Genomic DNA, 20,203 nt, shown 5'->3' with positions numbered 1-20,203 from the left:
GATACGGCCGTAGTCGGAGATCCAAGGAGAAATCCATGCCGCGTCCCACCAAGGGTGCCCGCCTCGGCGGCGGCCCGCACCACGAGCCGCTGCTGCTCGCCGGTCTGTGCCGGGAGCTGTTCCAGTACGGCCGCATCACCACGACCGAGGCCAAGGCCCGTCGGATGCGCCCGCTGGCGGAGAAGCTGATCACCAAGGCGAAGAAGGGCGACATCCACAACCGTCGCCTGGTGCGCAAGACCATCACCGACATCTCGGTGCTGCACACCCTCTTCACCGAGATCGCGCCGCGCTACGAGAACCGCCCGGGTGGCTACACCCGCATCACCAAGATCGGTCCCCGTCGTGGCGACAACGCCCCGATGGCCGTGATCGAGCTGGTCGAGGCGCTGACCGTCGCGCAGACCGCCGTCGGCGAGGCCGAGGCCGCCACCAAGCGCGCCGTCAAGGAGGCCGACGAGGCCGCTGCCGTCGAGACCAAGGCCGACGAGGCCGAGGCCGCCGAGCAGGCCTGACGCCTCTAGGTGTTCCGCGGGCCCGTTTCCCCAGCTCTGGGGGAGCGGGCCCGTTCCTCATCCCCGGGAGATGTGAGAAGCAGTGGTCAACGATTGCGCCGAGCAGCCGCCGGTGAAGGACGGCCCGGCCGACGGGTACGTCCGGGTCCGGCTCGACCTCGCCTACCAGGGCGCCGAGTTCTCCGGCTGGGCCCGCCAGAAGGGCGGCCGGCGGACGGTCCAGGAGGAGATCGAGACCGCGCTGCAGATCGTCACCCGCAGCCCCGAACTGTTCCCGCTGACGGTGGCCGGCCGCACCGACGCCGGGGTGCACGCCCGCGGCCAGGTCGCCCACGTCGACCTGCCCGCCGAGCTGTGGGAGGCGCACCGGGAGAAGCTGCTGCGCCGGCTGGCGGGCCGGCTGCCCGGGGACGTCCGGATCTACCGGGTCGGCGAGGCGCCGGCCGGGTTCGACGCCCGCTTCTCGGCGGTCTGGCGCCGGTACGCGTACCGGGTCGCCGACCACCCCGGCGGGGTGGACCCGCTGCTGCGCGGCCACGTGCTCTGGCACGACCGCCCGCTGGACGTCGACCGGATGAACGAGGCGGCGAAGCTGCTGCTCGGCGAGCACGACTTCGCCGCGTACTGCAAGAAGCGCGAGGGCGCCACCACCATCCGCACCCTGCTGGAGCTGCACTGGGACCGCGTCCCGGTGGACTCCTACGCGGCCCAGGAGGGCTCGCTCGCGGTCGCCACCGTCCGGGCCGACGCCTTCTGCCACAACATGGTCCGGGCACTGGTCGGCGCGATGCTGCTGGTCGGCGACGGGCACCGGCCGGTGGAGTTCCCCGGCGAGGTGCTGGCGGGCGGGGTGCGCAACTCCGCCGTCAACGTGATCCGGCCGTACGGGCTCACGCTGGAGGAGGTCGGCTACCCGCCGGACGACCAGCTGGCCGAGCGCAACCGGGCGGCCCGGCGGATGCGGACCCTGCCCGGGCAGCCGGCCGTCGGGTAATCCGTTTTGGCCCGGCGCGTCCGCTTGGGAGAATCGCTCCCATGGGACACGTCGAGATTTCGCACCTGGAGTACTACCTGCCGGACGGGCGCGTGTTGTTCGACGACGCGTCCTTCCGGGTCGGAGAGGGCGCCGCGGTCGCCCTGGTCGGTGCCAACGGTGCAGGCAAGACCACCCTGCTGCGCATGATCGCGGGGGACATCCAGCCGCACGGCGGCTCGGTGACGATCAGCGGCGGGCTCGGCGTGATGCGCCAGTTCGTCGGCACCACCGGCCGCGAGGACCAGTCGTCCACCCCGGGCGCGCTGCCGGCCGACGCCTCGGTGCGCGACCTGCTGGTGTCGGTCGCCCCCGAGCGGATCGCCAAGGCCGCCCGCGCGGTGGACGCCGCCGAGCTGGCGATGATCGCCCAGGACGACGAGAAGACGCAGATGGCCTACGCCCAGGCGCTCTCCGACTGGGCCGACGTCGGCGGCTACGACTACGAGACGGACTGGGACGTCTGCACCACGGCGGCCCTCGGGGTGCCGTTCGACAAGGCCCAGTGGCGGGGCCTGAACACCCTCTCCGGCGGCGAGCAGAAGCGGCTCGTCCTGGAGGCGCTGCTGCGCGGCCCGGAGGAGGTGCTGCTGCTCGACGAGCCGGACAACTACCTGGACGTCCCGGGCAAGCGCTGGCTGGAGGAGGCCATCAAGACCACCTCGAAGACCGTGCTGTACATCTCGCACGACCGCGAGCTGCTCTCGAAGACCGCGGACAAGATCATCGCCGTCGAGTCCGGCGCCGCCGGCAGCAGCGTCTGGGTGCACGGCGGCGGCTTCGACAGCTTCCACGAGGCCCGCAAGGACCGCTTCGCGCGCTTCGAGGAGCTGGGCCGGCGCTGGGACGAGGAGCACGCCAAGCTCAAGAAGCTGGTCGTCACCCTGCGCCAGGCGGCCTCGGTCAGCCACGCGCTCGCCACCCGCTACGCCGCCGCCCAGACCCGGCTGAAGAAGTTCGAGGAGGCCGGCCGCCCGGAGGAGCCCCCGCGCGAGCAGAGCATCACCATGCGGCTCAAGGGCGGGCGCACCGGCATGCGCGCCTTCACCCTGGAGCAGCTGGAGCTCACCGGCCTGATGCAGCCCTTCGACCTGGAGGTCTTCTACGGCGAGCGGGTCGCGGTGCTGGGCGCCAACGGCGCCGGCAAGTCGCACCTGCTGCGGCTGCTGGCCGGCGACACGACGGTCGGGCACACCGGGGACTGGAAGCTCGGCGCCCGGGTCGTACCCGGCCACTTCCGGCAGACCCACGCTCACCCGGAGCTGTTCGGCCGCACCGTGCGGTCGATCGTCGAGGAGGAGCACGCGCTCAGCCGCGGCGCCGCGATGGGGGCGCTGCGCCGCTACGAGCTGGACCGCCAGGAGGAGCAGAAGTTCGAGTCGCTGTCCGGCGGGCAGCAGGCCCGGCTGATGATCCTCAAGCTCGAACTCTCCGGCGTGACGGCCCTGTTGCTCGACGAGCCGACCGACAACCTGGACCTGGAGAGCGCCGAGGCCCTGCAGACCGGCCTGGAGGCCTTCGAGGGCACCGTGCTGTGCGTCACCCACGACCGCTGGTTCGCCAGGACCTTCGACCGCTTCCTGGTGTTCGGGGCGGACGGCCGGGTGTACGAGTCGTCGGAGCCGGTCTGGGACGTGACCCGGGTGGAGCGCGAACGCTGAGTCGCGACCGGCCCGGCCGGGAGGGGGCCAGCCGATTTTTGACCCCTCAGGGTCGGGCCGGTAACCTGGACGCTTGATGTGCGTATTGGCTCGCTCTATCTCACGTGAGAGGTCGGTACGCCGGAGACATCAGGTCGTCGACCAGCGGTCCCCCTTGAATTGCGTCCAAGGTTGGCCAGGCTGCTCTGCCGTCCGGGTGCTCCTGTCAGGACTCACTCACTGAAAAGCGAAGGCTACGACCGTGCGTACGTACAGCCCCAAGCCCGGCGACGTCCAGCGTCAGTGGCACGTCATCGACGCGACCGACGTCGTGCTCGGCCGCCTGGCCTCCCAGGCCGCCAACCTCCTCCGGGGCAAGCACAAGGCGATCTACGCGCCGCACGTTGACACTGGTGACTTCGTCATCATCATCAACGCCGACAAGGTGCACCTGTCCGGTAACAAGAAGACCCAGAAGCTGGCCTACCGCCACTCGGGCTTCCCGGGCGGTCTGCGCTCGGTGCGCTACGACGACCTGCTGGCGAACAACCCGGAGAAGGCCGTCGAGAAGGCCATCAAGGGCATGATCCCCAAGAACAGCCTGGGCCGCCAGATGCTCTCCAAGCTGAAGGTCTACTCGGGCGACCAGCACCCGCACGCTGCCCAGCAGCCGGTGCCGTTCGAGATCACCCAGGTCGCGCAGTAATTCGGCCACCAAGCCCCCCAACACTGAAAAGAGCTGAGGAACATCGTGGCCGAGACCACTGAAACCCTTGAGGTCGACTTCGACGAGGCCGTTGAGGCCGTCGAGGGCGAGTACACCTCCGAGGAGAGCTACACCTCCGAGTCCCTGGCCGGCCGCTTCGGCGAGGCCACCCCGGGCGCCGGCCTCGGCCGTCGCAAGGAGGCGATTGCCCGCGTGCGCATCGTCCCCGGCACCGGCCAGTGGAAGATCAACGGTCGCACCCTCGAGGGTTACTTCCCGAACAAGGTGCACCAGCAGACCGTGAACGAGCCCTTCAAGCTCCTTGAGCTGGACGGCCGTTACGACGTCGTCGCCCGCATCAGCGGTGGTGGCGTGTCCGGCCAGGCCTACGCGCTGCGCCTCGGCGTCGCCCGTGCCCTGAACGAGGCCGACGTGGACAACAACCGCGCCGCCCTGAAGAAGGCCGGCTTCCTGATGCGTGACGCCCGTGCCGTCGAGCGCAAGAAGGCCGGTCTGAAGAAGGCCCGCAAGGCGCCGCAGTACAGCAAGCGCTAATCGCCTCCCCGGGGGTGCGCTCCGCCCTGGCGGCGCACCCCCTGGTTGTGCGAAACCGTCGCCCCGGAGTACCTCGAGTACTCCGGGGCGACGTGTTCCCCGGCTACTGTGCGGCGGCCGGGATCTTCGGTTGGGTTCCGAGCAGTGGTGATGGAGGACGGGACAGTGGGACGACTCTTCGGTACGGACGGCGTGCGCGGGGTGGCCAACGAGGGCCTGACGGCGGAGCTGGCGCTCGGTCTGTCGGTCGCGGCGGCCCATGTGCTCGGCGAGGCCGGCGCCTTCGACGGCCACCGGCCGGTCGCGGTGGTCGGCCGTGACCCGCGCGCCTCGGGCGAGTTCCTGGAGGCCGCCGTCATCGCCGGTCTGGCGAGCGCCGGCGTCGACGTCCTGCGGGTCGGCGTCCTGCCCACCCCGGCCGTGGCGTACCTCACCGGCGCGCTCGGCGCCGACTTCGGCGTGATGCTGTCCGCCAGCCACAACGCCATGCCGGACAACGGCATCAAGTTCCTCGCCCGCGGCGGCCACAAGCTGGACGACCGGATCGAGGACGCGATCGAGTCCCACTACCGCAAGCACACGCTCGGCGACGAGGACTGGAACCGTCCGACCGGCGCGGCCGTCGGCCGGGTGCGCGAGTACACCGAGGGCTTCGACAAGTACGTCGCCCACCTGATCGGCGTGCTGCCCAACCGCCTGGACGGCATCAAGGTCGTCATCGACGGCGCCCACGGCGCGGCCGCCTACGTCGCCCCCGAGGCCTTCGCCCGGGCCGGTGCCGAGGTGGTCCACACCCTGGGGGCCGAGCCCACCGGCCTCAACATCAACGACGGCGTCGGCTCCACCCACCTGGACCGGCTGCGGGTCGCGATGAAGGAGCACAAGGCCGACCTGGGCATCGCCCTGGACGGCGACGCCGACCGCTGCCTGGCCGCCGACGCCGAGGGCGCCGAGGTGGACGGCGACCAGATCATCGCCATCCTCGCGGTCGCCATGAAGGAGGCCGGCACCCTGCGCCGCAACACCGCGGTGGCCACCGTGATGTCCAACCTCGGCTTCAAGCTGGCGATGGAGCGCGAGGGCATCGAGCTGGTGGAGACCGCCGTCGGCGACCGCTACGTGCTGGAGGCGATGAAGGAGCACGGCTTCGCGCTGGGCGGCGAGCAGTCCGGCCACGTGATCCTGCTGGACCACGCCACCACCGGCGACGGCACCCTGACCGGCCTGATGCTGGGTGCCCGGCTGGCCGCCACCAAGCAGCCGCTGGCCGACCTGGCCGCCGTGATGACCCGGCTGCCGCAGGTGCTGATCAACGTCAAGGGCGTCGACAAGTCCCGGGTGCGGACCAGCACCGAGCTGACCGCCGCGGTCGCCGCGGCCGAGGCCGAGCTGGGTTCCACCGGCCGGGTCCTGCTGCGCCCGTCGGGCACCGAGCCGCTGGTCCGGGTGATGGTCGAGGCCGCCGACCCGGCGCAGGCCGAGGCGGTCGGGCAGCGGCTGGCCGACGCGGTGCGCACCCACCTGGGCTGAGCCCCCGGAGACGGCGAAGGGCCCCCGCGCGACGCGGGGGCCCTTCGTGTCGTGCCCGGCGGGCGCTCAGAGTTTGCGCAGCAGCGCCCGGCGGACCTTGTGGTCCGAGCCCTTCTGGAGGATCAGGGTGGCGCGGCCGCGGGTCGGCAGCACGTTCTCCAGCAGGTTGGGCTTGTTGATGGTGCGCCAGACCTGCCGGCCATACTCCATCGCCTCCTCCTCCGGCACCTCGGTGAAGCGGCGGAAGTAGGAGTTCGGGTCCTGGAAGGCGGTCTGCCGCAGCTTGCGGAAGCGGTCCAGGTACCAGTGCTCGATGTCGTCGGTCCGGGCGTCGACGTAGATCGAGAAGTCGAAGTAGTCGGCCACCGCGAGGCGGGTGCGGCCGTCGGAGCCGGGCAGGGCCGGCTGGAGCACGTTCAGGCCCTCGACGATCAGGATGTCCGGGCGCTCCACGGTCAGCCGCTCGCCCTGCACGATGTCGTACACCAGGTGCGAGTAGACCGGCGCGCTGACCCGCTCCTTGCCCGCCTTCACGTCCGCGACGAAGCGCATCAGCGCCCGGCGGTCGTACGACTCCGGGAAGCCCTTGCGGGCCATCAGGCCGCGCCGGCGCAGCTCGGCGTTGGGGAGCAGGAAGCCGTCGGTGGTGACCAGCTCGACCCGGGGGTGCTCGGGCCAGCGGGCGAGCAGCGCCTGGAGCAGGCGGGCGGTGGTGGACTTGCCGACCGCCACGGAGCCGGCCACGCCGATGATGAACGGGGTGCGGGTGCGTTCGGTGTCCGGGGTGTCCAGGAAGGTGCCCAGCGTGCCGCGCAGCTCGTGCGTGGCATGGATGTACAGGTTCAGCAGGCGGGACAGCGGCAGGTAGACGTCGCGGACCTCGTCCAGGTCGAGGGCGGTGCCGAGGCCGCGCAGCCGTTCCACCTCCTCGGCGGTCAGCGGCAGTGGCGTACGCTCGCGCAGCGCGCTCCACTCGGCCCGGCTGAGGTCGACGTAGGGGGACGGCGACGGGCCGGGCGTGGCGGCGCCCCGCGTACAGAGTTCGGTCAGCACATGCTCCATTGTGAGCCGTAGCGGCGTTCACGGTGGCTGTGGTGTCGGTCACGCAGCGTTCGCGCGCGAGGGGGAAACGGCCACAGAACCGCCCTTATGCTGGCACGCATGTGCGGAATTGTTGGATACGTGGGCGCTCAGTCCGCCCTCGACGTAGTAATCGCAGGCTTGCAGCGACTGGAGTACCGGGGCTACGACTCGGCCGGTGTCGCGGTGCAGGTCCAGGACTCCGAGGGGCAGTGGAGCCTGGCCACCGACAAGCGGGCGGGCAAGCTCGCCAATCTGGAGAAGTCGCTCGCCGAGACCCCTCTGCCCGGCGGCACCACCGGCATCGGCCACACCCGCTGGGCCACCCACGGCGGCCCGACGGACGCCAACGCCCACCCCCACCTGGACGACCACCAGCGGGTGGCCGTGGTGCACAACGGCATCATCGAGAACTTCGCGCAGCTGCGCGCCGAGATCGCCGAGCGCGGCCACACCCTCCGGTCCGAGACCGACACCGAGGTCGTCGCCCACCTGCTGGGCGAGGCCTACGCGGGTGACCTCGCCGAGGCCATGCGGGTGGTCTGCCGTCAGCTGGAGGGTGCCTTCACCCTGGTCGCCGTGCACGCGGACGCGCCGGACGTGGTCGTCGGTGCCCGCCGCAACTCGCCGCTGGTGGTCGGCCGCGGCGAGGGCGAGAACTTCCTCGCCTCGGACGTCGCCGCCTTCATCGCCCACACCCGCGAGGCGATCGAGCTGGGCCAGGACCAGGTGGTCGAGCTGCGCCGGGAGGGCGTGACCGTCACCAACTTCGACGGCACCCCGGCCGACGTGCGCGAGTACCACGTCGACTGGGACGCCTCGGCCGCCGAGAAGGGCGGCTACGACTACTTCATGCTCAAGGAGATCGCCGAGCAGCCGAAGGCGGTCGCCGACACCCTCCTCGGCCGGATCGGCACCGACGGCCGGCTGACCCTGGACGAGCTGCGGATCTCCGACGCCGACCTGCGCTCGGTCGACAAGGTCGTCATCGTGGCCTGCGGCACGGCCTTCCACGCCGGCATGATCGCCAAGTACGCGATCGAGCACTGGACCCGCATCCCCTGCGAGGTCGAGGTCGCCTCCGAGTTCCGCTACCGCGACCCGATCATGGGCCCGGGCACGCTGGTCATCGCCATCTCGCAGTCCGGCGAGACCATGGACACCCTGATGGCCCTGCGGCACGCCCGCGAGCAGGGCGCCAAGGTGCTGGCGATCTGCAACACCAACGGCTCCACCATCCCGCGCGAGTCGGACGCGGTGCTGTACACCCACGCCGGCCCGGAGGTCGCGGTCGCCTCGACCAAGGCGTTCCTGACCCAGCTGGTCGCCTGCTACCTGGTCGCCCTGTACCTGGGCCAGGTGCGCGGCACCAAGTGGGGCGACGAGATCTTCGCCGTCATCAAGGAGCTCGGCGACGCGCCGAAGCAGGTCGAGCAGGTCCTGGAGACCATGGAGCCGGTGCGCGAGCTGGCCCGCTCGCTGGCCGACGCCCGCTCGGTGCTGTTCCTCGGCCGCCACGTCGGCTTCCCGGTGGCCCTGGAGGGCGCGCTCAAGCTCAAGGAGCTGGCGTACATGCACGCCGAGGGCTTCGCGGCGGGCGAGCTCAAGCACGGCCCGATCGCGCTGATCGAGGAGGGGCTGCCGGTCGTGGTGGTCGTGCCCTCGCCGCGCGGGCGCTCGATCCTGCACGACAAGATCGTCTCCAACATCCAGGAGATCCGGGCCCGCGGCGCCCGCACGATCGTGATCGCCGAGGAGGGCGACGAGGCCGTCGTCCCGTACGCGGACCACCTGATCCGCATCCCGGCCACCCCGGTGCTGCTCCAGCCGCTGGTCGCCACCGTCCCGCTCCAGGTCTTCGCCTGCGAGCTGGCCACGGCCAAGGGCCACGAGGTCGACCAGCCGCGCAACCTGGCGAAGTCGGTCACCGTCGAGTAGTCGCTCGGCGGCACGGCGCCCCTGCAGTGGCTGCGTCCTACCGCAGGGGCGCCGTGTCGAGCGTGAAGGAGAACGGGGCGGGGAGGTCGATGGGCTTGCCGAACTCGATCCTGGTCTGCGTGGCGTAGTCGCCGCCCTGGGGGTTGGTGAAGAGCGTGACCACCCCATCGCTACGGTCGATCAGCAGGTGGCAAGGGATGCCTGCGGCGGCGTAGCCCTCGCGCTTGGGCTCGCGGCCCTTGTGCGGGTTGATCGAGGTGATCTCGAAGACGAGCAGGACGCCTTCGGCCGGGGCCCAGGAGTCCGCGTTCTCGAAGTGGCCGACCGGGCTCACGGTGCCGTCCGGGATGAACCGGCTCTTGGGGCCGATGATCAGGCCCTTGTTCCCCGAGAGGTCCAGATCGATCGCGGCCTTGCGGAAGAACTGCTTGGCGAGCAGCGAGAACGCGGTCTCGTGCGCTCCGTCCGGTGGCGGCGTCACGACGATCTCCCCTTCGATGAATTCAGCCTTGCTTCCCAGCGGGGTGTCCAACTCCAGAAACGCCTGGAGAAGGCTGTCCTCGCCCAGTGGGTGCTCGGTAGCTGGCATGGCGACCATGGCCCCTGTCCCTCCTGTGGGTCCGTGCCGAGCCACAAGGTAGGCGTACGAACCGGCGCCGGTGGGGGATCGAAGTGGTTGTCACTCGAAAGTGTGCCGCAGGCCCGGCTCCCGCGGGGCGGTGACGCGGGCTAGCGTCGGCGGTAGCCGACCGCTGAAGGAGTTCTCCCCATGCGTCATGCACACCCTGTGGAAACCGTCCGGGCCGCCGAGGCCGAGCTGATGGCGCGGCTGCCCGAGGGCACCCTGATGCAGCGGGCGGCCGCGGGGCTGGCCGCGACCTGCGCGCGGCTGCTGACGCGGCGTCGGGGGCGGGTGTACGGCAGCCGGGTGACGGTGCTCGCGGGCAGCGGGGACAACGGGGGTGACGCCCTGTACGCCGGGGCCGCGCTGGCCCGGCGCGGGGCGCGGGTGACGGCGGTGCTGCTGGCGCCGGAGAAGGCCCACCCGGGCGGGCTGGCCGCGCTGCGGGCCGCCGGCGGGCGGGTGACGGCGGAGCGGGAAGTCGGCCTGGCCGACTTCTCGCGCGCGGACCTGGTGCTGGACGGGATCGTCGGCATCGGCGGCCGGGGCGGGCTGCGCCCGGAGGCCGTGCCGTACGCGAGGGCCGAGCGGCACGGGATCGTGGTGGCGGTGGACCTGCCGAGCGGGGTGGACGCCGACACCGGGGAGGTGCCGGGCGCCGCGCTGCGGGCCGACGTCACCGTCTGCTTCGGCACGTACAAGCCAGGGCTGCTGGTCGACCCGGGGGCCTCCTGCGCGGGGGTCGTGCAGCTGGTCGGCATCGGGCTGGAGCCGCCCGCCGCGCGGGTGACGGCGCTCCAGCACGCGGACGTGGCGGCGCTGCTGCCGGAGCCGGGCGCGGAGAGCGACAAGTACCGGCGCGGCGTGGTCGGGGTGGCGGCCGGCTCGGCGACCTACCCGGGGGCGGCGCTGCTCGCGGTGGCCGGGGCGCTGCACGGCGGCGCGGGCGCCGTCCGGTACGTGGGCACGGCGGCCGAGGAGGTGGTGCGGCGCTTCCCGGAGGTGCTGGTCACCGAGGGCGGGCCGGCCGGCGCCGGACGGGTGCAGGCCTGGGTGGTCGGGCCGGGCGGCGGCGAGGGGGCGCGGCAGGCGCTGACCGAGGCGCTGGCCAGCGACGTCCCGGTGCTGGTGGACGCCGACGGGCTGACCGAGCTGGGCCGGCTCGGCCCGGACGCGCTGGCCGGCCGCACCGCGCCCACCCTGCTCACCCCGCACACCGGCGAGGCCGCCCGGCTGCTCGCCGGCGCCGACGGCGGCACCCCGCCGGCCGCCGACGACCTGGCCGCGGCCCGGCTGGCCACCGCCCGACGGCTGGCGGCCCGCTACCGCGCCACGGTGCTGCTGAAGGGCTCCACCACGGTGGTCGCCGATCCGGGCGGGGCCGTCCGGGTGAACCCCACCGGCACCTCCTGGCTGGCCACCGCCGGCAGCGGCGACGTGCTGGCCGGGCTGGCCGGCTCCCTGCTGGCGGCCGGCCTCGCGCCGCTGGACGCCGCGTCGGCGGCCGCCTACCTGCACGGCCTGGCCGGCCGCGAGGCGGCGGGCGTGCCGGGCGCCCCGACGACGGCGCTCGCGGTGGCCGGGGCGCTCCCGGCGGTGTGGCGGGCGGTCCGCGCGGGGTGACCGCCGGAACCGGGACATCCGCTTGCGGCGTCCTGAACGGGGTGAACGGGCGGTCCGCCGCACGTCGGCGCGTCGTAGGGGGCCGCCGCGCCGCCGGGCCGTTCGGCGAGGACTCCGGGACGTCTGGGAGACTGACCCTGATGACAACTGCGAACACGACCGGCACAGCCACCCGCACCGACGGCCTCCGGGCCGAGGCGACCATCGATCTCGCCGCCCTGCGCGGCAACCTCGCCGCCCTGCGCGAACGCGTCGGCGGCGCGGCGGTGATGCTCGCCGTCAAGGCGAACGCCTACGGCCACGGCGCGGTCGAGTGCGCCCGGGAAGCGGTCGCGAACGGGATCGGCTGGCTCGGCTGCGCGACGCCGGACGAGGCGCTGGCGCTGCGGGCCGCGGGCATCCGCCCGGAGCAGGCCCGCATCCTGTGCTGGCTGTGGACGCCGGGCGGGCCCTGGCACGAGGCGCTGCGCGCCGACCTGGACATCTCGGTCAGCGGCCAGTGGGCGCTGGACGAACTGCTTCCCGCCGTCCGCGAGACCGGCATCCCGGCCCGGGTGCACCTGAAGGCCGACACCGGCCTCGGCCGCAACGGCTGCCAGCCGCACGACTGGCCGCGGCTGGTGGCCGCCGCCCGCCGGGCCGAGACGGAGGGACTGCTGACGGTCGTCGGCGTCTGGTCGCACTTCGCCGCGGCGGACGAGCCGGGCCACCCGTCGATCCAGGCCCAGCTGGACTCCTACCGCGCCGCGCTGGCCACGGCCGAGGCCGCCGGGCTGCGCCCCGCGGTCCGGCACCTGGCGAACTCCCCGGCCACCCTGCTGCTGCCCGAATCGCACTTCGACCTGGTCCGCACCGGCCTGGCCGCGTACGGGCTGTCGCCGGTGCCGGAGGTGGGCTCGCCGGCCGACTTCGGGCTGCGCCCGGTGATGGCGCTGACCGCGCGGCTGGCGCTGGTCAAGCACGTCCCCGGCGGGCACGGGGTCAGCTACGGCCACCACTACACGACGCCGGGCGAGACCACCCTGGGCCTGGTCCCGGTCGGCTACGGCGACGGCATCCCCCGGCACGCCAGCGGCACCGGCCCGGTGCAGATCGACGGCAAGTGGCGCACGGTGGCCGGCCGGGTCGCGATGGACCAGTTCGTGGTGGACCTCGGCGGCGACACCCCGGCGATCGGCGACGAGGTGCTGCTGTTCGGCAACGGCGAGCGCGGCGAGCCCACCGCGGAGGACTGGGCCCGCGCCTGCGGCACCATCTCGTACGAGATCATCACCCGGATCGGCGCCCGGGTGCCCCGCCGCTACCTGGGCGGCAGCCACCCGGAGGGCCCGTCGGCATGACCGGTGCACCGGCCGAGGGCAGTCCGGTCGCGGCGGTCGCCAAAGCGGCCGGCGCCGCCTCCGGGGTGAGCCGGGCGGGTGTGATCGGGATCTCGGTCGGCGTACTGGCGGCCGGGGCGGCCGCGGGCGTCGCGGTGGAGCGGCTGACCGTCGGCCGGGCGATGCGCCGCCGGGCCCGGGCCGAGCTGGACGCGAACGCGCCGTACGGCTCGCTGCGCGGCCGTCCGAGGACGGTGGCCGCGCCGGACGGCACCGAGCTGTACGTCGAGCTGGACGGCACCGGCTGGAGCGGGCCGGACGGGGACGGCGCCGGCGCCGAGTCGCTGACCGTGGTGTTCTGCCACGGCTACTGCCTCAACCAGGACAGCTGGCACTTCCAGCGGGCCGCGCTGCGCGAGGGCATGCGGCTGGTCTTCTGGGACCAGCGCAGCCACGGCCGCTCCGAGCGCTCCCGTTCGTACCTGGCGGGCGAGCCGGCCGGCATCGACCAGCTGGGCGGCGACCTCAAGGCCGTGATCGACGCCGTCGCCCCGACCGGGCCGCTGGTGCTGGTGGGCCACTCGATGGGCGGCATGACGGTGATGGCGCTGGCCGACCAGCACCCGGAGCTGTTCCGCGAGAGGGTCGCCGGGGTGGCGCTGATCGGCACCCTCGCCGGGGACTGGAACGAGGTCAGCCTCGGCCTGCCGACGGCCGGCGCGAAGCTGTTCCGGAAGGTCGCGCCCGGCATGGTGAAGCTGCTGGGCCGCCAGGTCGACCTGGTCGAGGCGACCAGGCGGCTGGGCTCGGACGTGGCCGCCGTGTTCTACCGGAGGTTCTCCTTCGGCGGCCGGGACGTCGACCCCGGCGTGGTGCGCTTCGCCGAGCAGCTGCTGGACGCCACCCCGATCGACGTGGTCGCCGAGTTCTACCCGGTGTTCGGCGCGCACGAGAAGTACGAGGCGCTGGCCGCCCTGCGGGGCCTGCCCGCGCTGGTGCTGGCCGGGACGAAGGACCTGCTGACGCCCTCGACGCACAGCGAGGCGATGGCCGCGCGGCTGCCCGGCGCCGAACTGGTCCTGGCCGAGGGCGCCGGGCACCTGGTGATGCTGGAACGCCCGGAGCTGGTGGATCACGAGCTGGCGCGGCTGCTGCGCCGGGCCGCCGGCTTCGCCGGGGCGGCGCCGCTGCCCGCGGCCGTCCTCGACCTGGCCCGGGAGCGGGTCGCGGAAGCCGTCGTCGACCCCGTGTGAGCCCCGGTGGCGCGCGGATGTGGCACGGTAGCGGTGGCGGCCGGTGGTCGGTGCGCCGGTACGGACCGAAGGGCAAGACACGCGCATGGGCTCGCACGCCACTCTCACCGTCCCCACCCCGGAGCGGATGGGCCGGCTCGGCCGGGAGCTGGCCGCGCTGCTGCGGCCGGGTGACCTGGTGCTGCTCTCCGGGGAGCTGGGCGCGGGGAAGACCACGCTGACCCGGGGCCTGGGGGAGGGCCTGCAGGTCCGCGGGGCGGTGACCTCGCCGACCTTCGTGATCGCCCGGGTGCACCCCTCGCTGGTCGGCGGCCCGGCGCTGGTGCACGTGGACGCGTACCGGCTGGGCGGGGACCTGGACGAGATGGAGGACCTCGACCTGGACGTCTCGCTGCCCGAGTCGGTGGTCGTGGTCGAGTGGGGCGAGGGCAAGGTCGAGCGGCTGTCCGAGGACCGGCTGGAGGTCCGGATCGAGCGCGCCATCGGCGGCACGGCGGACGGGGACGACCAGGACCCGCGCCGGGTGGTGCTGACCGGGATCGGCCCGCGTTGGGCGGACGCGGCGCTGGCGGACCTCGGATAGCCGACGGGCGCCGACGGGGTGCCGACGTCCCGCCGACATCTTGCCGACAGGCTGTCGGCAAGATGTTGCGGGCGGGGTGCCGGGCGTGGTGGGATGGGTGCTGCGGTTAGGTCTGCCTAACTAGGGAGGCGCCATGTCGAGCACCACCCCCGCCCCGAAGCGCGCGGTCCCCGCCGCCGGGGCCGGAGAACCGGCCCGTCGCGCTCCGGGAGAGCCGATGCGGGCGCTGCTGGCCGCCTGCGCGGCCGCCGAGGCGGTGTCCACCCCGCCCGGACCGCGGCCCCGACAGGACGAACGGCCCGAGGCGCAGGCGCCCCGGGCCGCGTGAGGCCGGTCCTTCCGGGCCCGGTCCGTTCCGGGCCGTCCGGGTCAGGCGATCACGACCACCTTGGTGTCCTTGGGCGCGAAGTCCCAGAGCAGCTGCCCCTCGGCGCGTCCGCTGCGGATGCCGCCGGTCTTGGCGCTCGGGTCGGTGGTCGGCGTCGCGCCGTCCACCGCCGCGCTGAAGCCGAACACCACGCCGTTCAGCTGCGCGAAGCGCACCACGTGCTCGATCTGCTTGCCGTCCGTCCCGGTGGTGGTCTGGGTGCGGCTGTACACGGCGTAGCTGCCCGGGGCCGGCTCGACCGAGCCCGGGGTGACCGGGAAGGCGGCCGCGACCTGCGGAGTCTTCTTCGGGTCGACCAGCCAGACGTAGTGGCTGCCGACCGAGTAGACCACCCGGATGCCGCTGCCCGAGGTGGTCGGCAGCGCCGGGACGGTCGGGGTGGCCGAGGCGGTCGGCGCCGCGGCGGTGGCGGTGCCGGTGCCGGTCGCCGTGGTGGCGGCCGTGGGCCTGGGGCCACCGGCCCGGTCCTGGGCGCCGTTGGCCTGGAAGGCCAGCAGGCTCACCACCGCCAGGGCCCCCAGGGTCAACCCCGTGACCACCACTCCAGGACCCATCTTCGCCACGTTGCCGCTCCCGCCGCCGTCCCTTTACGTACGGCCCCATCGTGCCAGGTTCATCCGCGCGGGTCGCAGCGCCTCGGATGTGTGTTCCCGGGTGGTACACCTTGCCGATCGGCCGGTCGGCCCAACGCGGTCTAACCTTGACCCCGTGCTGCTGCTCGCGTTCGACACCGCTACCCCCGCCGTCACCGCCGCCGTCCACGACGGCACGGCCGTCCTAGCCGAGACCCACCAGGTCGACGCCAGGCGCCACGGCGAACTGTTGCTGCCCGCGATCGACGGGGTGCTGCGGGCCGCCGGGGTGGACAAGCACCGGCTGACCGGCATCGCGGTCGGCGTCGGCCCCGGCCCGTACACCGGCCTGCGGGTCGGCCTGGTGACCGCCGCCGCGCTCGGCCACGCGCTCGGGCTGCCGGTGCACGGCGTCTGCACCCTGGACGCGATCGCCTTCCAGGCCCGCGCCGAGGGCCTGGCCGGGCAGCCGTTCACGGTCGCCACCGACGCGCGCCGCAAGGAGGTCTACTGGGCCTCGTACGACGCCGAGGGCCGCCGCACCGAGGGCCCCGGCGTGGACCGCCCGGCCGAGCTGACCCCGCAGGAACGCTCCGTCGGCGCCGGCGCGCTGCTCTACCCCGACGCCTTCCCGGGCGGGCACGGCCCCGAGCACGTCTCGGCCGGAGCCCTGGCCGGTTTCGCCGCCGCCGAACTGGCCGCCGGGCGCGAGCTGCTGCCGAACCACCCGCTGTACCTGCGCCGCCCGGACGCCCAGGTCCCGGCCGGCTACAAGGCGGTGCTCCCGGCGTGAACCACGGCACCACCCTGCGCCCGATGCGCTGGTGGGACATCGCGCCGGTCCTGGATCTGGAGCTGCGGCTCTTCCCCGAGGACGCCTGGTCCGCCGGGATGTTCTGGTCCGAACTGGCCGAGTCCCACCCCGGCGGCACCCGCCACTACACCGTCGCGGCCGCCCCGGACGGCACGATCGTCGGCTACGCCGGCCTGATGGCGATCGCCGGCGAGGGCGACGTCCAGACCATCGCCGTCGACGCGCGCCACCAGGGCGCCGGCCTCGGCGCGGCACTGCTCACCGACCTGATCCGGGAGGCCGCCCGGCGCGAGTGCGCCGAACTGCTGCTGGAGGTGCGGGTGGACAACCCGCGCGCCCAGCGGCTGTACGAGCGCCACGGCTTCGAACCGGTGGGCATCCGGCGCGGCTACTACCAGCCCGCCAACGTCGACGCGCTGGTGATGCGCCTCGACTCCCCGAGCACTGACAGCACTGACCCGAAGGACATTGAGGACACCCGCCATGGCTGACGAACCGCTCGTCCTCGGCATCGAGACCTCCTGCGACGAGACCGGCGTCGGCATCGTGCGCGGCACCACGCTGCTGGCCGACGCGGTCGCCTCCAGCGTCAACGACCACGCCCGCTTCGGCGGCGTCGTCCCGGAGATCGCCAGCCGCGCGCACCTGGAGGCGATGGTCCCGACCATCCAGCGCGCCCTGGACACCGCCGGGATCAAGGCGAGCGACCTGGACGGCATCGCCGTCACCGCGGGCCCCGGCCTGGCCGGGGCGCTGCTGGTCGGCGTCAGCGCCGCGAAGGCGTACGCCTGGGCGCTGGACAAGCCGCTGTACGGGGTCAACCACCTCGCCTCGCACATCTGCGTCGACCAGCTGGAGCACGGCCGGCTGCCCTCGCCGACGATGGCCCTGCTGGTCTCCGGCGGGCACTCCTCGCTGCTGCTCAGCGAGGACATCACCAGCGACGTCCGCCCGCTCGGCGCGACCATCGACGACGCGGCCGGCGAGGCCTTCGACAAGGTCGCCCGGGTGCTCGGCCTCGGCTTCCCCGGCGGCCCGATCGTCGACCGCACGGCCCGCGAGGGGGACCCGAAGGCGATCGCCTTCCCGCGCGGCCTGACCGGCAAGAACGACCCGGAGTACGACTTCTCCTTCTCCGGCCTGAAGACCGCCGTCGCCCGCTGGGTGGAGGCCAGGCGCCGGGCCGGCGAGGAGGTGCCGATCGCCGACGTGGCGGCGTCCTTCCAGGAGGCGGTCACCGACGTGCTCACCCGCAAGGCCGTCAAGGCGTGCAAGGACAGTGGCGTCGACCACCTGATGATCGGCGGCGGCGTGGCGGCCAACTCGCGGCTGCGCGAGATGGCCCAGCAGCGCTGCGACCGGGCCGGCATCCGGCTGCGGGTGCCCCGGCCGGGCCTGTGCACCGACAACGGCGCGATGGTCGCGGCGCTCGGCGCCGAGATGGTGTGGCGCGACCGCACGCCGTCCGCCTTCGACCTGTCCGCCGACTCCTCGCTGCCGGTGACCGAGGTCCACGTGCCCCACACCGACGTCCACGGCCAGGCCTACGAGGCCCTCGGCGGTGGCGCGGCATGACCGTCGCCGCGATGTGGGAGGCCCGGGCCGCCGACGGGCGCGGGCCCGAACTCGCCGCCTGGGCACGGGAGTCGGCGCTGCCCCGGCTCCGCGGCTCGGCCGGGCTGGAGCGCCTCGAACTGCTCACCGCCCCGGGCGGGCGGGTGCTGCTGATCACCTGGTGGAACGGCGAGCCGGTGCCCGTCGCCGACCCGCCGGCCGAGCTGCTCGGCCGCCCGGTGCACCGCTGGTCCTTCACCAGCGAGCACGTGGAGTAGCCCCGTACCGGGAACCGCAGGACCGGCCGTTACCGTGCATGGCTGAGAGAATGCTGGACGGGAACCGGGAGCGCGCAGCGGTGATCAGGAACGGGCGGAGCAGGACCAGGACGTACGCGGCGGGGGCGGTGGCCCTGGTGGCCCTCGCCACCGGGTGCGGCGACAACGGGGGCGGCGGCAGCGCCGCCCCCGCCGCCGCGACCACGCCGGCCGCGCCCCGGCCCTCCGGCGCCGCGCCGACCGCGGCCGCGACCACCGCCGCCGCGGCCGGCGCCCCGGCGGGAGCGGGCGCGGCGGCCTGGGCCAAGTGGAACCTCACCCCGCTCGCCCCCGCCCCGGCGCCGCCCGCCGACAAGCCGATAAAGCTCGAACGGACCGGCCCCGTCCCGGTGTTCAGCGACGTGAAGACGAGCGACAAGGTCGTCTTCATCACCATCGACGACGGGGCCGAGAAGGACCCGAAGTTCGTCGAGATGCTCACCGACCTCAAGGTGCCGATATCGATGTTCCTGACCCGGGACATCGTCAAGAACGACTACGGCTACTTCAAGCCGCTCCAGGCCCTGGGCAACCACGTCCAGAACCACACCGTGGACCACCCGGTGATGAGCAGGATCCCGGCGGAGAAGCAGAAGTCCGAGATCTGCGACGCGCAGTCCGCGCTCACCCAGCAGTACGGCGCCGCCCCGCTGCTGTTCCGCCCGCCGTTCGGCGACGGCGCCAACACCCCGACGCTCAACACCTCCGTCCAGCAGTGCGGCCCGCGCGCGATGGTGCTCTGGCGCGAGTCGATGCAGATCCACGACATGCAGTACCAGGCGGGGGACAAGCAGCTGAAGGCCGGCGACATAATCCTGGCGCACTTCCGCGGCCCCAAGGAGCTCAAGGGCGCCACGATGACCCAGATGTTCGGCGACCTGCTGGCCCGGATACAGGAGCAGGGCTTCTCGGTGGCGCGGCTGGAGGACTACATCCAGCCACCCGCGTGACCGACGCCGCGGGACGACCCCCTAGGACGCCGCGACCGGCTGTCCCAGCATCATCAGCGGCCCGTTGTCGGTGCGGCTGAGGATCACCGTGACGCTGTTCGGCCCGGAGGGCTTGAGCTGGCGGCGCAGCTCCTCCGGGGTGATCGCCATCCCGCGCTTCTTGATCACCACCGTGCCGACCGCCCGCTCGCGCAGCAGCGCCTTCAGCTTCTTGATGTGGAACGGCAGCACGTCGGTGAGCTCGAAGGCGTGCGCGTACGGGGTGGCGACCAGCTCGTCCGAGGTCAGGTAGGCGATCTTCGGGTCGATCAGCCGGCCGCCCACCTGCCCGGCCACCTCGGCCACCAGGTGGGCCCGGATCACCGCGCCGTCCGGCTCGTACAGGTACCGCCCGACCGGGCCGGCCGGCGGGTCGGGCAGGTCGCCGCCGGTCAGGCTGGCGCCCTGCGGCAGCAGGGTGGCGCGGTGCGGGCTCGCGGCCCTGGTGCCGAACCAGAGCACCGCCTCCTTGACGTCGCCGTGGTCGGAGACCCACTCGGCCTCGGCGTCCCGCGGCACGGCCTCGTGCGGGATGCCCGGCGCGACCTTCAGTGCGCCGATCGGGGTCCGCCGGCCGGCCTCGATCGCCCAGGAGAGCGGCGGGGCGTACGCCTCCGGGTCGAACACCCGGCCGCGCGAGGTGCGCCGGGCCGGGTCGGTGAACACCGCGTCGTAGCCGGTGACGTCCACCTCGGCGACGTCCGCGCAGCGCACCTCGACCAGCTCGGACAGGCCCAGGGCGGCGGCGTTGGCCGCGGTGGCGGCGCAGGCCGCCGGGTCCTTGTCGACGGCCAGCACCTCGATGCCCGCCCGGGCCAGCGCCAGCACGTCACCGCCGATGCCGCAGCACAGGTCCGCCAGCCGTCGGACGCCCAGCGCGGCGAACCGCTGCGCCCGCCACTCGGCCACGCTGCGCCGGGTGGACTGCTCGACCCCGTTGGGCGTGAAGTACATCAGGTCGGCGTCCGCCCCGAACTTCGCCCGCGCCCGCTGCCGCAGCCGTGCCTGCCCGAAGGCCGCCGACACCAGCTCCGCCGGATGCTCCCGGCGCAGGCGGGTCGCCAGCGCCAGCTCCTCCTCGGGGGTGAACTCGCGCAGTTCGGCGAGCAGGGCCTGGCCCTCGGGCGTCAGCAGCGGCTGGAGGTTCTCGGTGTCCACGGGGGCCATTCTCG

The 20,203-nt window shown here is 73.5% G+C and carries 21 protein-coding genes; 17 read left to right on the top strand and 4 right to left on the bottom strand.

What is annotated here, in order from left to right; all coding sequences use genetic code 11:
• Positions 1-35: 35 nt before the first annotated feature.
• From rplQ to glmM, 6 genes are all read left to right on the top strand, one after another.
• Positions 36-515 (top strand): 50S ribosomal protein L17, encoded by a 480-nt coding sequence (gene rplQ, locus ACFWJ4_RS02760; RefSeq protein WP_359897505.1) that lies wholly within the window; start codon positions 36-38, stop codon positions 513-515.
• 82 nt (positions 516-597) lie between these two features.
• Positions 598-1,509: a tRNA pseudouridine(38-40) synthase TruA gene (gene truA / locus ACFWJ4_RS02755; RefSeq protein ID WP_380538522.1), complete on the top strand. Its 912-nt coding sequence runs from the start codon at positions 598-600 to the stop codon at positions 1,507-1,509.
• 41 nt (positions 1,510-1,550) lie between these two features.
• Positions 1,551-3,209 carry an ATP-binding cassette domain-containing protein gene (locus tag ACFWJ4_RS02750; protein ID WP_359897503.1) on the top strand — a complete coding sequence of 553 codons (1,659 nt, stop codon included), beginning with the start codon at positions 1,551-1,553 and terminating at the stop codon, positions 3,207-3,209.
• Between the two features lie 241 nt (positions 3,210-3,450).
• Positions 3,451-3,894 (top strand): 50S ribosomal protein L13, encoded by a 444-nt coding sequence (gene rplM / locus ACFWJ4_RS02745; RefSeq protein WP_030055846.1) that lies wholly within the window; start codon positions 3,451-3,453, stop codon positions 3,892-3,894.
• Positions 3,895-3,939: 45 nt separating this feature from the next.
• Positions 3,940-4,449, top strand: coding sequence for a 30S ribosomal protein S9 (gene rpsI, locus ACFWJ4_RS02740; protein WP_350503556.1), 510 nt, complete (start codon positions 3,940-3,942; stop codon positions 4,447-4,449).
• Positions 4,450-4,614: 165 nt separating this feature from the next.
• Positions 4,615-5,979, top strand: a complete 1,365-nt coding sequence (glmM, locus tag ACFWJ4_RS02735; RefSeq protein WP_359897502.1) for a phosphoglucosamine mutase — start codon at positions 4,615-4,617, stop codon at positions 5,977-5,979.
• Between the two features lie 66 nt (positions 5,980-6,045).
• On the opposite strand, the gene coaA is transcribed toward glmM, so the two are convergent.
• A complete protein-coding gene (gene coaA / locus ACFWJ4_RS02730; protein WP_359897501.1) occupies positions 6,046-7,041 on the bottom strand; it encodes a type I pantothenate kinase in 996 nt (331 codons plus the stop codon).
• 99 nt (positions 7,042-7,140) lie between these two features.
• Between coaA and glmS the strand changes: the two genes are divergently transcribed.
• On the top strand, positions 7,141-8,997 hold the full coding sequence (glmS, locus tag ACFWJ4_RS02725) for a glutamine--fructose-6-phosphate transaminase (isomerizing) (protein WP_359897500.1): 1,857 nt from the start codon (positions 7,141-7,143) through the stop codon (positions 8,995-8,997).
• A 37-nt stretch (positions 8,998-9,034) separates the two neighbouring features.
• On the opposite strand, the gene ACFWJ4_RS02720 is transcribed toward glmS, so the two are convergent.
• Entirely contained in the window at positions 9,035-9,586 is a 552-nt protein-coding gene (locus tag ACFWJ4_RS02720; protein ID WP_380538520.1) for a Uma2 family endonuclease, read from the bottom strand.
• A 180-nt stretch (positions 9,587-9,766) separates the two neighbouring features.
• On the opposite strand from ACFWJ4_RS02720, the gene ACFWJ4_RS02715 reads away from it, so the two are divergent.
• The 5 genes from ACFWJ4_RS02715 to ACFWJ4_RS02695 all read left to right on the top strand — a co-directional run bounded on the left by ACFWJ4_RS02715 (position 9,767) and on the right by ACFWJ4_RS02695 (position 14,725).
• Positions 9,767-11,242: an NAD(P)H-hydrate dehydratase gene (locus ACFWJ4_RS02715; RefSeq protein WP_380538518.1), complete on the top strand. Its 1,476-nt coding sequence runs from the start codon at positions 9,767-9,769 to the stop codon at positions 11,240-11,242.
• 140 nt (positions 11,243-11,382) lie between these two features.
• Positions 11,383-12,582 (top strand): alanine racemase, encoded by a 1,200-nt coding sequence (alr, locus tag ACFWJ4_RS02710; protein WP_380538516.1) that lies wholly within the window; start codon positions 11,383-11,385, stop codon positions 12,580-12,582.
• On the top strand, positions 12,579-13,814 hold the full coding sequence (locus tag ACFWJ4_RS02705) for an alpha/beta fold hydrolase (RefSeq protein WP_380538514.1): 1,236 nt from the start codon (positions 12,579-12,581) through the stop codon (positions 13,812-13,814). Before alr ends, ACFWJ4_RS02705 begins: the two co-directional genes overlap by 4 nt.
• Positions 13,815-13,899: 85 nt before the next feature.
• Positions 13,900-14,397: a tRNA (adenosine(37)-N6)-threonylcarbamoyltransferase complex ATPase subunit type 1 TsaE gene (gene tsaE, locus ACFWJ4_RS02700; protein ID WP_359897495.1), complete on the top strand. Its 498-nt coding sequence runs from the start codon at positions 13,900-13,902 to the stop codon at positions 14,395-14,397.
• A gap of 133 nt (positions 14,398-14,530) precedes the next feature.
• Positions 14,531-14,725, top strand: coding sequence for a hypothetical protein (locus tag ACFWJ4_RS02695; RefSeq protein WP_380538512.1), 195 nt, complete (start codon positions 14,531-14,533; stop codon positions 14,723-14,725).
• A 41-nt stretch (positions 14,726-14,766) separates the two neighbouring features.
• Here ACFWJ4_RS02695 and ACFWJ4_RS02690 read toward each other — a convergent pair whose 3' ends face one another.
• The gene (locus tag ACFWJ4_RS02690; RefSeq protein WP_380538510.1) at positions 14,767-15,339 is read right to left on the bottom strand and encodes a hypothetical protein; all 573 of its coding nucleotides are present in this window, start codon (positions 15,337-15,339) and stop codon (positions 14,767-14,769) included.
• Positions 15,340-15,493: 154 nt separating this feature from the next.
• Here ACFWJ4_RS02690 and tsaB point away from each other — a divergent pair, with 154 nt between their 5' ends.
• From tsaB to ACFWJ4_RS02665, 5 genes are read left to right on the top strand one after another with little or no spacing between them, the layout of a single operon-like run.
• Complete coding sequence (tsaB, locus tag ACFWJ4_RS02685; protein WP_380356892.1) at positions 15,494-16,150, top strand: tRNA (adenosine(37)-N6)-threonylcarbamoyltransferase complex dimerization subunit type 1 TsaB; 657 nt, start codon at positions 15,494-15,496, stop codon at positions 16,148-16,150.
• Between the two features lie 23 nt (positions 16,151-16,173).
• Complete coding sequence (gene rimI / locus ACFWJ4_RS02680; protein WP_380538633.1) at positions 16,174-16,662, top strand: ribosomal protein S18-alanine N-acetyltransferase; 489 nt, start codon at positions 16,174-16,176, stop codon at positions 16,660-16,662.
• The gene (gene tsaD, locus ACFWJ4_RS02675; RefSeq protein ID WP_380538508.1) at positions 16,655-17,746 is read left to right on the top strand and encodes a tRNA (adenosine(37)-N6)-threonylcarbamoyltransferase complex transferase subunit TsaD; all 1,092 of its coding nucleotides are present in this window, start codon (positions 16,655-16,657) and stop codon (positions 17,744-17,746) included. Before rimI ends, tsaD begins: the two co-directional genes overlap by 8 nt.
• Positions 17,743-18,003, top strand: coding sequence for a hypothetical protein (locus ACFWJ4_RS02670; RefSeq protein ID WP_380538506.1), 261 nt, complete (start codon positions 17,743-17,745; stop codon positions 18,001-18,003). The genes tsaD and ACFWJ4_RS02670 overlap by 4 nt, the downstream gene beginning before the upstream one ends.
• 38 nt (positions 18,004-18,041) lie before the next feature.
• Positions 18,042-18,992: a polysaccharide deacetylase family protein gene (locus ACFWJ4_RS02665; protein WP_380538504.1), complete on the top strand. Its 951-nt coding sequence runs from the start codon at positions 18,042-18,044 to the stop codon at positions 18,990-18,992.
• 21 nt (positions 18,993-19,013) lie between these two features.
• Here the strand turns inward: ACFWJ4_RS02665 and ACFWJ4_RS02660 are convergent, their stop codons facing one another.
• Positions 19,014-20,198 carry a class I SAM-dependent methyltransferase gene (locus tag ACFWJ4_RS02660; protein WP_359897488.1) on the bottom strand — a complete coding sequence of 395 codons (1,185 nt, stop codon included), beginning with the start codon at positions 20,196-20,198 and terminating at the stop codon, positions 19,014-19,016.
• Positions 20,199-20,203 lie beyond the last annotated feature (5 nt).

Origin of the sequence: Kitasatospora sp. NPDC127067, assembly GCF_042724755.1 — a bacterium.
Lineage (GTDB): Bacteria > Actinomycetota > Actinomycetes > Streptomycetales > Streptomycetaceae > Kitasatospora > Kitasatospora lactacystinica.
The sequence above is the reverse complement of the archived record's forward strand: the minus strand, read 5'-3'. Positions and strand labels throughout refer to the sequence as shown.